This window comes from Pseudomonas cerasi (assembly GCF_027983475.1).
Classification (GTDB): Bacteria; Pseudomonadota; Gammaproteobacteria; order Pseudomonadales; family Pseudomonadaceae; genus Aquipseudomonas; species Aquipseudomonas cerasi.
Genome location: NZ_JAQJVM010000003.1, coordinates 780,869 through 797,252, shown reverse-complemented (window position 1 = coordinate 797,252; position 16,384 = coordinate 780,869). Strand labels below are relative to the sequence as shown.

1 protein-coding gene is annotated in these 16,384 nt (G+C 61.4%); it reads right to left on the bottom strand.

Going from position 1 to position 16,384, the window contains the following annotated elements:
- Positions 1 to 12: 12 nt before the first annotated feature.
- A complete protein-coding gene (locus PI739_RS19325) occupies positions 13 to 16,377 on the bottom strand; it encodes a non-ribosomal peptide synthetase (RefSeq protein WP_408637179.1) in 16,365 nt (5,454 codons plus the stop codon).
- Positions 16,378 to 16,384: the final 7 nt, after the last annotated feature.

The window sequence follows — 16,384 nt, the reverse complement described above, 5'->3', positions numbered from 1 at the left end:
GTTGCCGTGGCTTCAGATACGGCGTTTGCGCTTGAACGTCGGAATTTTCGTCTCCGGCACCTCCAGCCGCTTGACCTTGCCCACTGACGCCGCCACCTGAATAAGCGTCGGATGACCGAACAGCACTCTAACGTCAGCTTCGAGGTCCGCCTGACGCATGCGCTCAATCAGGCTCACCGCCAACAAAGAATGCCCGCCCAGTTCGAAGAAATGGTCATGACGTCCGACCTTTTCGACATTAAGCAGGTCCGCCCAAAGCGCTGCCAGTTTGATCTCGACGTCACCCACCGGGGCTTCGTAAGCGCGCGAGACAAGTGCGCTGCTGTCCGGTGCCGGCAGGGCCTTGCGGTCGAGCTTGCCGTTCGGCGTCAGCGGCCACGCGTCAAGCGGCATATAAGCTGCCGGGAGCATGTAGTCCGGCAGCAGCCCTTGCAGGTACGTGCGCAGATCGCTGCTTTCCGGTAGCCGTGCAGGGTCGGACGCTGTGAAATACGCCACCAGACGGGTTTCGCCTGGTACGTCCTCACGGGCGACAACCACCGTTTCCTGTACCCCTGGGTGCTTGGCCAGACACGTTTCGATCTCGCCCAGTTCGATACGGAAACCACGGATTTTCACCTGATCATCGTTACGACCCAGGTATTCGATATTGCCATCCGGCAGATAACGGCCAAGGTCACCCGTGCGGTACATGCGTGCCGCGGGCTGCTGGCTGAACGGGTCTTTCAGGAAACGTTCTGCGGTCAGATCATCGCGGTTCAGATAACCACGGGCCACACCTGCCCCGCCGATGTAGATTTCACCCGGCATACCTCGCGGAACGAGCTGTTGCTGCTCGTCCAGCAGATAGAACCGGGTGTTGCCCACCGGCCTGCCGATATGCGGAGCGAAGCCGTCTTCGCGGTCCATCGCCACCCAGCTTGAGTAAGTGGTGGTTTCGGACGGCCCGTACAGGTTGCAAAGGCGCTGCACGCCGGTTGTCTCGAACAGTGATTCGACCAGACTGCGCTTGAGCGCTTCGCCAGCGACGTTGACGGTGTGAACCGATCCTGGCAACCCGTTGATTTCCAGCAGCGCTTTCAGCGCTGACGGCACGGTGTTGATCAGGCCGATATCGTGTTCGCCGTGTTGCAGTTCAAGAACGTTTTTCACCACGTTGATGCTGCCACCCGATGTCAGCGGCGCAAAGCACTCGTAGACCGCGAGGTCGAAGTTCAGCGAGGTGGAGAACAGCGTTTTTTCCAGCGCAGAACCGTCGAAAGCCGTGTGCGCCCAGGTCAGGAAGTTAACGGTGTTGCGGTGTTCGATCATCACGCCTTTCGGCATACCGGTCGAACCCGAGGTGTAGATCAGGTACGCCAGATGTGCCGAGGTCAGGCCCTCGACTTCCGGGTTCTGTATGGATTCGTGTTGCCAGGCGCTCTGATCATCAAGGTCGATGGTCTGCACCGAAACGCCTGCCAGCAAATGCCGAGTGGCTGCCTTGACCAACACCGCCGCTGGCTCACTGTCCTGCAATATGTAAGTAATTCGTTCGGCCGGATAAGCCGGGTCCAGCGGCACATAGCCACCGCCCGCCTTGAGGATCGCCAGCAAGCCGACGATCATTTCTGCCCCGCGTTCTACGCAGATCCCCACGCGGGAATCCGGCTGAACGCCCTGTTTACGCAAGGCATGGGCCAGGCGGTTGGCCTGGTCGTTGAGCTCGCCATACGTCAGGCGCAGTTCGCCATGCACCACCGCCAAAGCCTGCGGCGAGCGCTCGACCTGCGCTTCGAACAGGCCATGAATGGTCTGCTGCTGCGGGTAATCCAGCTCGGTAGCGTTGAGCCCGAACACCAGTTGCTCACGCTCTGCTGCCGGCACAACCGACAAACCTGCCAGAGGCATCTCGCTGGACTGCTCCAGTGTGCTGACCATGCTCTCCAGTGCCGTCTGCATATACGCGCAGACCCGTTGCGCATCGATACTGGCGATGGTTTGGACCGTGAGGCTGAAGCCCACCCCTTCATCGTTGACCGAAAGGGTCAACGGATAGTTGGTGCGTTCTTCACTGTGCAGATGTTCAATGCCCTGCCAGGCGTCGAAAGCCTGCTGATTGACCTCTGCGTCGACATGCCGATAGTTAAGCAAGGCACTGAACAGTGGCGTTGACGCGGGCACCCCGCTGCAGCGCTGGGCCAGTACCAGTGAGGCGTGCTCATGGGCGACCAAGCCACTGAGCCGTGCGTGAGTGGTTTTCAGGCCACTGCGCACGCCCTGCTCACCCAGCGTGACGCGCAGCGGCAAGGTGTTGATGAACATTCCCAACGCCCTGTCGGAGCCGACACCGCCCTGCAAACGACCGAGCAACACGGTGCCGAATACCACATCGTCTTTGCCTGACACCGCGCCCAATACACGGGCCCAGGCCAGGTGATACAGGCTGGCGGAGCTGACCCCGAGTTGACGAGCCTGCGCCCGCAAGCGCTGACTCAGGTCGATATCGACCCGCTGGCATGCTTCCTCGATACCGCGCCCGTTGCCCTGCACGTCCTGCACGCCGAATGGCAGCGTGGGCTCGTCGATGTCACCGAGCATGTCACGGAAAAACGCCTCATGTTCCTCGCGGCTTACACCGAGTCTGGCCTGGGCCACGTAATTGCGATAAGGCACGGACGGCGGCAGCGAGGCTTGCTGGCCGAGCATGTGCGCCTCGATTTCGCTGGTGAGAATGCGCAGCGACGTGGCGTCGTCAACCAGGTGGTGGAACAACAGCATGCCCAGCCAGCGATTATTTACCGCGTCGTGGGCATAACCGATGCGCAGCATCGGCGCCTGACGGATGTCCAGGCGCGTGTGACGCGGGTCGAGACGCTTGAGCAACTGTTCGGTGACCTCGCCATCGGCCGGATCTATTACCAGCTCATCAAGCATCAGAGGCGCTTCACGCCAGACCACTTGCACCGGAGCCTCGAGACGCTCCCAAAGCACGGCGGTGCGGAGGATATCGTGCCGCGCGATTACAGCTTGCAGTGCCTGGGCGAAACTGTGCAGACGCTGGTTATTGTCGAAGGAAAATAGTGCGTATTGCAGGTACGGGTCACCCTCGACCGCTGCAAGGTGGTGATACAAAATCCCCTCCTGCAGCGGCGCCAGGGCATAGATGTCCTGCACGTTGGCCATGCCGCCGGGCACGCTGGACGCCACGCGGTCGATGTCGTCCTGGCTCAGTGATGCCAGCGGCAGCATGTCTGGAGTGATGCGCTCGCAGTCGGTGGGAATAAGGTTGGCGGGCACCTCGACGGCCCCCTTGCCGCCCACCGCCGCCGCCAGGGCTGACAGGGTCGGCTGGCTGAACAGCACGCGTACATCGGCAATCAGATCGATCTGGCGCATGCGCTCGATCAGTTTCACGGCCAGCAGAGAGTGGCCGCCCAGTTCGAAGAAGTGGTCATGCCTGCCGACCTGCTCCAGTTGCAGCAGGTCTTGCCAGATATGCGCAATGGCCATCTCGGTATCGCTTTCGGGCGCCTCGTAGCCACGGCTGATCAGCGCATCACCGTCCGGTGCGGGTAGCGCCTTGCGATCCAGCTTGCCGTTCGGCGTCAGTGGCATGGTATCGAGCAGTACGTAAATGGCCGGAACCATGTATTCAGGCAACTGCTGCTGCAGGTGACCGCGCAGGGTTTCGATATCGACAGCAGTGTGCTCGGCAGACTGCGTGTAGTAAGCCACCAGGCGTTTGTCACCGGGTATGTCTTCGCGAGCGGTGATCACCGCTTCATGGACCGCCGGGTGTTTGGCCAGAGCGGCTTCGATTTCGCCGATCTCGATACGCAAGCCGCGGATCTTCACCTGGAAGTCATTACGGCCCAGGTATTCCAGCGCACCATTGGCCAGCCAGCGACCCACGTCGCCGGTTTTGTACAGGCGGGCCTGCGGGTCCTTGGAAAACGGATCGGCAATGAAACGCTCGGCACTCAGCTGCGGCTGGTTCAGGTAACCCCGCGCCACGCCGATGCCGCCAATGTGCAGCTCACCGGCCACGCCCAGCGGTTGCAACTGGCCCAGGGCATTCAGCACGTGCATCTGAATGTTGGCAATTGGACGGCCGATGGGCACGCTGTCGCCCGGATCCGTCGAGCGGCATTCCCACGCAGTAACGTCGATGGCCGCTTCGGTCGGGCCATACAGGTTGTGCAGTTCAACGCCCTTGAGGTGTTGCTCAAAGCGGCGCTGCAACGCACGAGGCAGGGCCTCGCCGCTGCACAGCACGCCGCGCAGTTGCGGGAAGTCGCGGGTTGAGCGGTGCTCCAGAAACACATCGAGCATCGAGGGCACGAAGTGCAGCAGGGTAATGCCCGCGTCACTCATGACCTGCGCCAGATAGTCAGGGTCCTGATGGCCACCGGGACGGGCCATGACCAGTTCGGCACCGGCGAGCAGCGGCAGGAAAAACTCCCAGACCGACACGTCGAAGCCGAACGGGGTCTTTTGCAGTACCCGATCATTGCTGTCCACGTGATAGGCGTCGCGCGCCCAGAGCAGGCGGTTGACCACGCCCAGGTGCTCGTTCATCACGCCTTTGGGCGTGCCGGTGGAACCGGAGGTGTACAGCACGTAGGCCAGATGATTGGGCTGAAGACCCAGCGCTTTGGCATCCGGGTTGCCGGTCGGGTGTGCGGCAAGCTGTGCGCTGTCCTGGTGGTCATCCAGAATCAGTACAGGCAGCGTCATGGCCGGCAGGTTTTCGCTCAGGTCCAGAGTAGTCAGCACCGCCCTTGGCGAGCTGTCTTCGAGCATATAGGCCTGACGCGCGCTCGGCAGGTCAGGGTCGATCGGTACATAGGCACCACCGGCCTTGAGAATACCCAACAGCGCCACGACCATTTCCGGTCCGCGACGCAGGCTGACCGCAACTCGCGTATCCGGCTCCACGCCCAGCTCGATCAGGCGATGGGCGAGCTGGTTGGCCTGTTGGTTGAGTTCGGCGTAAGTGAGCAGCGGTCCGCTGTCGCCGCGTACGGCGCAAGTACCCGGACGCTGGTTGACCTGGTGTTCGATCAGTTGGTGAATCAGCACATCGCGAGGATAAGGATGGGCAGTGTCATTGAAACCCGTCAGCAACAGCTCGCGTTCATCGTCCGGCAGCAGCGGTAGGCTGTTCAGCGCTGCTTGCGGGGTGCGTTCCAGTGCTTCCACCAGGCTGCGCAGTGCAACCTGCATGTACTCGCCGATGCGCGTTGCACTGATTTGCTTGACGGCCTGAATGGTGAGCATGAAGTCATCGCCCAGGTCATCGACGTTCAGGCACAACGGATAATTGGTGCGTTCCTCCATGCTCAGGGTCTGAATGCCCTGCCAGGCTGACAATGTGTCGGTCGATGCCGCACCGTTGTTGCTGTGGCGGTAGTTGAGCAAGGTGCTGAACAGCGGCAGCGAACTCGGCACGCCGCTGCAGCGCTGGGCCAGCGACAGCGAAGCATGCTCATGCCCCAGCAGTGCCGAGAGGCGTTGGTGAGTGACCTTGACCGCCGCCAGAGCGCTCTGGCTGCCGACGCTGATGCGCAACGGCAAGGTGTTGATGAACATGCCCAGCGCCCGGTCGGCACCGTTGCCGCCCTGCATCCTGCCCATCAGTACGGTGCCGAACACGACTTCTTCGCGCCCCGAGACCCGACCTGCCACCTGAGCCCATGCCAGGTGGGCCAGGCTTGCAGCGCTGACCCCCAACTGCCGCGCAATGCTGCGTATACGGCTGCTCAGTTGGCTGTCGAGTAACTGATTCACTTCCTCGATGCCACTGCCATCGCCCTGCACGTCCTGTATGCCGTAAGCCAGAGTCGGTTCGTCGATGTCGCCGAGCATGTCGCGGAAAAACGCTTCGTGTTCAGCTTGGCTGATACCCAGACGCGCCTGTGCCACATGGTTGCGATAAGGCACGGGGGCCGGCAATTGCTCGATCTGACCCTGCAGGCTGGCCTGCATTTCCTCCACCACCACTTCCAGCGAAGTGTGATCCAGCGCCAGATGGTGGAACAGCAACATGCCGACCAGACGCTGGTGGGTGGTGTCCTCGGCATAGGCGATGCGCATCAGCGGCGCCTGGCCGATGTCCAGGCGATAGTGACGCGGGTCAAAACGCTCGCGCAGTCGTGTCAGCACGTCACCGTCGAGAGGATCGATGGCCACCTCTTCCAGGCTCAGTTTCGCGTTGCGCCATACCACCTGCACCGGCTGCTCAAGCCCCTCCCAGACCACGCTGGTGCGCAGGATGTCGTGGCGTTCGACCACGCTCTGCAAGGCCGCGGCGAAACCGGCCAGGCACTCGCGATCATCGAACGTGAAGAGCATCTGCAAGATGTAGGGATCACCTTCATCCGCAGCCAGATGGTGATAGAGAATGCCTTCCTGCAAGGGGGCCAGGGCGTAGATGTCCTGAATGTTGGCCAGGCCGCCCGGCACGCTGGCGACGACCCGATCAATCCCTGCCTGATCGAGGTCAGCCAGCGGCAGCATGTCCGGGGTAATACGCTCGCAGCCCGGCACGATCAGGTTATCCGGCACTTGCACGTCGGTGTACCCGCCCACCGCTGCGGCGAGCGCGGCCAGGGTTGGCTGGCTGAACAGCGCACGTACGTCGGTACTCAGGCCGACCTGACGCATGCGTTCGATGAGCATCACTGCCAGCAGCGAATGGCCGCCCAGTTCGAAGAAGTGATCATGACGACCGACCTGTTCGACCGTCAGTACATCCGCCCAGATCGCTGCCAGCAGGGTCTCGACTTCGCCTTGCGGTGCTTCATAACCACGGCTGATCAGCGCTTGCGCATCCGGCACTGGCAGCGCCTTGCGGTCAAGCTTGCCGTTGGCGGTCAGCGGCAGAGCGTCAAGCTGCACGTAGGCTGCCGGCACCATGTAGTCCGGCAACGTGCCTTGCAGATGGTTGCGCAGGTGTTCGATGTCGACAGGCTGGTGTGCGGTGAAATAAGCCACCAGACGCTTGTCGCCAGGCACATCCTGACGGCACAGCACTACGGCTTCGCGAACAGCGGAGTGTTCGGCCAGGCGCGCTTCGATTTCACCCAGTTCAACGCGGAAACCACGAATCTTCACCTGCTCGTCATTGCGGCCGAGATACTCCAGGTTGCCGTCGGCGCGCCAGCGAACCAAATCGCCGGTGCGGTACATCAGTGCGTTTTCCGACGGATTGAACGGATCGACGACAAACTGCGTGGTGCTCAATTCATCACGGTTCAAATAGCCCTTGGCAACGCCTTGCCCGCCGATATACAGCTCGCCGGGCACGCCCAACGGCACGGGTTGGCCTTGGCTATCGAGCACATACAGGCGGCTGTTGCCTACGGGTTTGCCAATAGGAATAGGGCCATTGCCGACCGAAACAATCTCGTAGGTCGCGGAAAAGGTCGTCGCCTCGGTCGGGCCATAACCGTTGAGCAGATGCTGTGGCGGATTATTCGCCAACACCCGGCCGATAACGGCCGGGTCCAGCACGTCGCCGCCGACAATCAGGTAGCGCAGGCGCGAAAAGGCCTCGCCCAGCCCCGAAGCGTATTGATGGAATAAACCGGCGGTCATCCACAGCACGGTTACGGATTGCTCCAGCAGCAGGCGCTGGAAATTCAATGGGGAGAGCAAGTCGTTCTGCCCGATCACCACCACACAGCCGCCATTGAGCAGCGGTGCCCAGACATCCAGCGTACTGGCATCAAACGCCGGGTTGGAGGCAAATGCCACACGATCCTTTGCATTGAAATCGGCATAACCGTTGTTGATCACCAGACGGCTTATGGCCCGATGCGGCACCAGCACACCTTTCGGAACACCCGTCGAACCAGAGGTGTACATGATGTAGGCAACACTTTCGCTTGACTGCGGCAACGCCAGATCAGTGTCTTTCAGATCGTTCAGGGGCAAACCATCGAGATCGACACGCTGTGCAGCGGTTTCCAGCGACACTTGGCTGTGAGTGAGCAGTACACGCGCCTGGCTGTCCTCAACCATGAATGCCTGACGTTCGACCGGTGCATTGATGTCCAGCGGCACATACACCGCCGCGCACTTGAGCACTGCCAGTTGACTGGCGAGTAGGTCATGGTTGCGCTCCAGCAAAATCGCCACGCTGTCACCCGGCTGCACGCCAAGACCCAGCAGATGCCGGGCCAGACGGTTGGCCCGAGTGTTGAGTTCGGCATAGCTCACTGCAACGCCGTCGTGGATTGCCGCACAAGCCTCGGGGGACGCCCGCACCTGAGCTTCAAACAGGCCATGCACGGTCTGTTGCTGCGGATAGTCCCGCGCGGTGTCATTGATCGTCACCAGCAACTGCTCACGTTCGGCAGCGGGCAGGATCGGCAGGCTGTCGAGGGTCGAGGACGGTGACTGCTCCAGGGCATTCGACAGATGCTCCAGCACGGTCTGCATGTAGCCACAGACGCGTTTGGCACCGACGGTGCTGCTGACCAGTACCGTCAGGTTGAAACCGTTGCCTACGTCATCGATATTCAGGGTCAACGGGTAGTTGGTATGGTCCTTGGCACCGAAGGACTCGATCCCCTCCCAGGCAGTGGCGGTTTCCGCTGAAACGTCGCTCACGACACTGTGTCGATAGTTGAGCAACGCACTGAACAGTGGCGCCGGGGCATCCACGCCGCTACAGCGTTGGGCGAGTACCAGTGGCGCGTGTTCGTGGCCCAGCAAAGCCGTTAGTTGCCCGTGGGTCGCTTTCAATCCCTCGACCACCGTCGTCGCGCCGATATCGACGCGCAGTGGCAAGGTGTTGATAAACATGCCCAACGAGTGGTCTGCACCCTCGCCGGCCTGCATACGGCCCAGCAGTACCGTGCCGAACACCACCTGTTCACGGGCCGAGACGCTGCCGAGCACCCGTGCCCAGGCCAGATGCATCAGGCTCGCCGCGCTGACGCCTGCCTGTCGAGCCTGAGCCCGCAAACGCAGGTTCAGTTCAGCGGGCAGGATCACGCTCGCCTCTTCGATGTCACCGCAGCCGTCCTGCACATCCTGCAAACCGAACGGTAGCGTTGGCTCGTCGATATCACCGAGCATTTCACGGAAGAAAGCTTCATGCTGCGCATCGCTGACACCCAGCCGGGCCTGGGCCACGTAGTTGCGATACGGCACGCTCTGACCCAGAGAAGCACCCTGACCTAGCAAGTGCGCCTGCATTTCATGCAGCACCACGTACAGCGAGGTTGCGTCATTGACCAAGTGATGGAACAGCAGCATCGCCAGCCAGCGATCGTTGAGCGGGTCATGGGTAAAGACAATCTGCATCAAGGGCGCTTGACGCACATCGAGGCGGTAATGCCGGGGATCGAAGCGCTCGTGCAACTGTTCATCAATCGGGCCGTTTACCGGATCGAGGCACAACTCGGTGACGTGCATTTCAGCTTGGCGCAGCACCACTTGCACCGGTTCGTCGAGACCTTCCCACAGTACAGCGGTACGCAGGATATCGTGACGATTGATAACCGCTTGCAAGGCGTGGCTGAAATCGTCCAGTCGTGCGCGGTCGCGCAGACTGAACAGGGCTTTCAGGGTGTATGGATCGCCCTGCTCGGCACTGATGTGGTGATAAAGAATACCTGCCTGCAAAGGCGCCAGCGGGTAAATGTCCTGCACGTTAGTAGCACCGCCGGGCACATGCTTTACCACGCAGTCGATCTGCGCCTGAGTCAGGCTGATCAGCGGCAGCAGGTCCGGGGTGATGTGTTCGCAGCGTTCCGGAATCAGATTGGCCGGCACCACGACTTCCGTGCCACCGCCGACCGCTGTCGCCAGTGCCGCCAGCGTAGGCTGGCTGAACAGTACGCGCACATCGGCACTCAGGCCGACCTGACGCATGCGCTCGATCAATTTCACTGCCAGCAGCGAGTGGCCGCCCAGTTCGAAGAAGTGGTCATGGCGACCGACCTGTTCGACCGTGAGTACATCAGCCCAGATCGATGCCAGTTGGATCTCAACCTCGCCCTGTGGTGCTTCATAGCCACGACTGATCAGCGATTGCGCATCCGGCATTGGCAGGGCCTTGCGGTCGAGCTTGCCGTTGGCGGTCAGCGGCAGCGCATCGAGCTGCACGTAGGCTGCCGGCACCATGTAGTCCGGCAATGTGCCTTGCAGATGGCTGCGCAGGTGTTCGATGTCGAGCACCGTTTCAGGCTGCTGCGTCGTGACATACGCCACCAGACGCTTGTCACCAGGAACATCCTGGCGGCACAGCACCACGGCTTCACGAACATCGGCGTGTTCGGCCAGGCGTGCTTCGATTTCACCCAGCTCAACGCGTAAGCCGCGGATTTTCACCTGATCATCGTTACGCCCCAGGTAGTCGAGAGTGCCATCGGCGTTCCAGCGTGCCAGGTCGCCGGTGCGGTACATCCGGGCGTCGGAGTGGAACGGATCACGCAGAAAGCGCTCGGCGGTCATCTCCGGTCGGTTCAGATACCCCCTCGCCACGCCTTCTCCGGCGACGTACAGCTCGCCCGCCACACCCAGCGGCACCAGTTGTTGATGCTCGTCGAGCAGGTACACGCGGGTATTGGCAATCGGTGTGCCGATGTCGAGTCTGCCGTCGGGCAGCAAACGCCCCGACGTGGCGACCACCGTGGCCTCGGTCGGGCCATAGTTGTTGATGACGGTAAAGCCCGGATCGCGCTGGAACTGGCGCAGACGGTCGCCACCAATCAAGAGCGTACGCAAGGTGGGGTGAGACAGGTCGCGGCTGAAGGCATATTCGGCGACCGGCGTTGGCAGGAAAGCCACCTGCAGCGGTTGAGCGATCCACCAGTCGAGCAGCTCATCGATCTGTTCATTGCTCACGTCCGCAGGCGGCAGGTGCAGGGTCGCCCCGGCACACAGCGCCGGCCAGACTTCCCAGGCCATGGCGTCGAAACCGAAGCCAGCGACGCTGGCGGTATGGCTGCCAGCCTGGAGATCGAAGGCCTGGCAATGCCAGTCGATCAGGTTACCGAGGGTGCGGTGCTCGACCATCACGCCTTTTGGCTGGCCAGTGGAGCCGGAGGTGTAGATTACGTAAGCCAGATGCGTGGGGTTGAGCCCCGCCACTTGCGGGTTTTCCAGGCGTTGCGGCCATTCAGGGCGGTCGAAAGCGATGACGGGTGCAGATACTTCCGGCACACGGCTCATCAGAGCCTGCTGGGTCAGCATCACTTTGGGTGCGCTGTCGGTCAGCAGATAGGCAATGCGCTCGTCAGGGTGCGACGGATCGACCGGGACATAGCCTGCGCCTGCCTTGAGGACGGCGAGCATGGCCACCAGCGTGTCCAGCCCGCGACGGGCCATGACCGCCACGCGATCATCGACACCTACGCCGAGACTGATCAGGTGATGGGCCAGGGCGTTGGCGCGATGGTTCATCTCGCCGTAGTGCAGGCAATGCTCGCCCACCTGAGCCGCGACACTTTCGGGTGCGCTGACTGCCCGGGCTTCAATCATGGCGTGCACGGTCTGCTGCCGCGGGTAGTCTTGCTTGGTGTCGTTGAACGCCAACAGCAGTTGTCGACGTTCTGCTTCCGGCACTACCGGCAGGTCGCACACGGCTGAATCCGGGGCGGATTCAAGGGCCTCGACCAGATGACTCAAGGCGGTCTGCATGTAATCGCAGATGCGCCTGGCATCGATACCCGCCACAGCCTGTACATTCAGGCTGAAAGCATCGCCAAAGTCATCGACGCTCAAGCTCAATGGATAATTGGCACGTTCTTCACTGCTCAGAACATGAATACCTTGCCAGGCCTGGATCGCCTGTTCGGAAACCCTGGCAGCTGCACTGTGGCGGTAGTTGAGCAAAGCGCTGAAGAGCGGCGTCGGTGCGGCAACGCCGCTGCAACGCTGGGCCAGGGCAAGGGGTGCATGTTCGTGACCGAGTAACGCGGTCACGCGCTTATGGGTCGCCTTGACCTCGTCACGCACGCCCTGCTCACCTACCGAAACCCGCAGCGGCAAAGTGTTGATGAACATGCCCAAGGCGCGTTCGGCGCCCTCACCGGCCTGCATCCGCCCCATCAACACCGTACCGAACACCACGTCACGCTTGCCCGACACAGTGCCGAGCACCTGGCCCCAGGCCAGATGCACCAGGCTGGCGGCGCTGACGCCTTGCTGCCGGGCCTGAGCCCGCAGGCGCAGATTCAGTTGAGGGTCCAGCGTCAGGCTGGCTTCCTTGACGTGGCTGCCATCGCCCTGCACATCCAGCAGGCCGTACGGTAGGGTCGGCTCTAGGATATCGCCCAGCATGTCGCGGAAGAACGTTTCGTGATCAGCCTGGCTGACACCCTGGCGTGCCTGAACCACATAGTTGCGGTACGGCACGGGCACCGACGCTGCCAAGGCTTCGGCATCGCCGAGCAAGCCGTTCTGTATTTCGTGCTTCACCACTTCCAGCGCAGTGTGGTCCAGGGCCATGTGGTGGAACAGCAACATCGCGCAAATCCGCTGGTTGGGCGGATCTTCGGCATAGACCACGCGCATCAACGGTGCCTGACCGATGTCCAGGCGGTAGTGACGCGGGTCGAAGCGGCTGTGCAGTTGCTCGCCGATATCGCCGTTCACAGGATCCAGTTCGAGCGCTTCAAGGTGCAATTGGGCCTTACGCCAGACCACCTGCAGCGGGGACTCAAGGCCTTGCCACACCACACTGGTGCGCAGAATATCGTGACGGTCTATAACCGTTTGCAACGCTTGAACAAAAGCGTCCATACGTTCGCGGTTATCAAAGGCGAACTGAGTCTGCAACACATAGGGATCGCCGCTTTCGGCGGCCAGGTGGTGATAGAGGATGCCTTCCTGCAACGGTGCCAGCGGGTAGATGTCCTGCACATTCGCCACGCCACCCGGCACACTTGCCACGACCTGATCGATCTGCACCTGGGTCAGATTGATCAACGGCAGCAGCTCAGGCGTAATGCGTTTGCAATCCCCGGCGATCAGATTGGCCGGCACCATGACTGCCGTGCCACCACCGACCGCAGCAGCCAGTGCGGCCAACGTCGGCTGGCCGAACAGCGCACGCACATCGGCGCTCAGGCCCAACTGACGCATGTGCCCTATGAGGCTGACTGCCAACAGTGAGTGTCCGCCCAGCTCGAAGAAGTTGTCATGTCTACCGACCTGTTCAACGCCCAGCAAGTCTTTCCAGATAGCAGCGATCTGCGTTTCGGTTTCACCTTGTGGGGCTTCGTAGCCACGGCTGATCAGTGAGTCACTGTCCGGCGCTGGCAGGGCCTTGCGGTCGAGTTTGCCGTTCGGGGTCAGCGGCATTGCGTCGAGACGCACGTAGGCCGCAGCGATCATGTGGGCCGGCAGTTGTTCCTGCAGCCAGCCGCGCAGGCTGTCGATGTCTGGCTCAGTGTGAGCTGCCTGGACGGTGTAATAAGCCACCAGGCGTTTGTCGCCCGGAATGTCCTCACGGGCGGTGACTACCGCTTCATGGACCGCCGGGTGTTTGGCCAGGCGTGCATCGATCTCGCCCAATTCGATACGGAAACCACGGATCTTCACCTGATCGTCGTTACGGCCCAGGTATTCGATATTGCCGTCTGGCAGGTAGCGCCCCAGGTCGCCGGTACGGTACATGCGTGCCGCTGGGTTTTGGCTGAACGGGTCTTTGAGGAAACGCTCGGCAGTCAGGTCGTCACGGTTCAGATAACCCCGCGCCACGCCAGCACCGCCGATGTAGATCTCACCGGCAACGCCCAGTGGCACAGGCTGTTGCTGTTCGTCCAGCAGGTAAAACTGTGTATTGCCGACTGGCTTGCCAATGTGCGCTGCGAAGCCATCTTCGCGGTCCATCGCCACCCAGCTTGAGTAGGTGGTGGTTTCAGATGGGCCGTAGAGGTTGCACAGGCGCTGCACACCAGTTTTTTCGAACAGCGATTCAACCAGGCTGCGTTTCAGCGCTTCACCGGCGACGTTGACCGTATGGACCGACGTCGGCAGCCCGTCAACGTCCAACAGTGCTTTAAGCGCCGACGGTACGGTGTTGATCAGGCCGATATCGTGCTCGCCGTGTTGCAGCTCAAGGACGTTTTTGACCACTTCGATGCTGCCGCCCGACGTCAGCGGCGCGAAGCACTCATAAACCGCAAGATCGAAGTTCAATGAGGTGGAGAACAGCGTTTTTTCGAGTGCAGAGCCGTCGAAAGCCGTGTGTGCCCAACTGAGGAAGTTAACGGTGTTGCGGTGTTCGATCATCACGCCTTTCGGCAGGCCGGTGGAACCCGAGGTGTAGATCAGGTAGGCAAGATGCGCTGAAGTCAGCCCCGGCACCTGCGGATTCTGGACGGATTGGTCCTGCCAATCGTTCAGATCAAGATTGATGACAGGCGCTGAAACGTCGGCCAGCAAGCCCTGAGTCGCGGTTTGTGCCAGTACTGCGGCCGGAGCGCTGTCCTGCAACATGTAGGCAATTCGTTCTACCGGATACGCCGGGTCCAGCGGCACATAACCGCCGCCCGCCTTGAGGATCGCCAGCAAGCCGATGACCATCTCCACGCCGCGCTCTACACAAATCCCGACCCGCGAATCCGGCTGCACACCCTGCTTGCGCAAGGCATGGGCCAGGCGGTTGGCCTGTTCGTTAAGCTCGCGATAGGTCAGACGTTGTTCGCCATGCACTACGGCCACATCATCTGGCGTGCGCTCGACCTGTGCTTCAAACAGTCCGTGAATGGTCTGTTGCTGCGGGTAATCCAGCGCGGTGTCGTTGAACTGCACCAGCAACTTCTCACGCTCGTCGGCCGGCAAGATCGGCAAGCTGTTCAACGACGTCTGCGGTGTCTGCTCCAGTGCATGCACCAGGCTTTCCAGCGCCGTCTGCATATACCCGCAAACCCGCTGGGCACCGATACCGGTGACAGCCTGAACATTCAGGCTGAATCCTTCGCCAAAATCGTCGAGGGATAAAATCAATGGGTAGTTGGTGCGTTCTTCGCCGCCCCTCACCTCAATCCCTTCCCAGAGTTGAGCGGTCTGATCGGTGACTTCCTGATCGGTCGCCGCTTCAGCTGAATTGTGGCGATAGTTGAGCAGTGCGCTGAACAGTGGCGTCGGTGCTGATACACCGCTGCAACGCTGGGCCAACGCCAGCGAGGCGTGTTCGTGGCCGAGCAATGCAGTCAAACGTATATGGGTCGCCTTGACCCCGGCGCGCACATCCTGCTCACCCACGTCCACCCGCAGCGGCAAGGTATTGATAAACATCCCCAAGGCCCGGCGAACCCCCTCGCCGCCGCGCATACGCCCGAGCAGTACGGTGCCGAATACGACATTGCTGCGCCCGCACAGGCGCCCGAGCACCTGTGCCCAGGCAAGGTGATGCAAGCTCGCCGCGCTCACCCCTTGCAGTCGGGCCTGATTTCGCAAGCGCCGGCTCAGCTCTAAAGGCAGGGTCTGATGCGCTTCTTCGATACCATGGCCGTCGCCGCGCACATCGTGCAGGCCGAACGGCAGCGTAGGCTCGTCGACGTCGCCGAGCATCTCGCGGAAAAACCCTTCATGCTGCTTGTTCGTGACGCCGAGCCGGGCCTGGGCCACATAGTTGCGATACGGCACTGGCTCGCCCAGGGTGTGGGCCTGACCGCTCAGGTGCGCATGGAGTTCATGATGGATCTGGTCCAGCGCCGCATGGTCGATGGCGATGTGGTGAAACAGCAACATCGCCACCCAGCACTGGTTGGCCACGTCGTGGGTGAAGGCCAGCCGCAGCAAGGGTGCCTGGCTGATATCGAGGCGGTAATGCCGTGGGTCGAAGCGTTGTTGCAACTGCTCGCTGGCGGTACCGGCGTCAGGCTCAAGGATGATTTCGCTGAGCACCAGATCAGCCTTGTGCCACACAACTTGAACCGGCTCGTCCAGGCCTTCCCATACCACGCTGGTACGCAGGATGTCGTGGCGGTCGATGATCTGCTGCAAGGCCGTGGTGAACTCGTCGAAAAGCTCCCGGCTGGCAATCGTAAACTGTGCCTGTAGCACGTATGGATCGCCTTGTTCGGCGGCAATATGGTGATAAAGAATGCCTTCCTGCAACGGCGCCAGCGGGTAGATGTCCTGCACATTGCGCACGCCGCCAGGGACGCGGGCAACGATGCTTTCGATGGCTGCCTGGTCGAGTTTGATCAGCGGCAACATTTCCGGGGTGATGCGCTCGCAGCCCGGCACAATCGCCTGGGCGGGAACCTCCACTTCATCGGCCTTGCCGCTGTAATACTCGCCGGCATTGATCAGTTCGATCAATGCCGCCTTGTTCTCGCGCAACAGCGCCAGCACGGCGGGCTCCATGAGGGACTGTCGCTTGCCGCTGACGACCAGTTGGTCGCCCTTGACGGCGAGCTGCACATCTTTC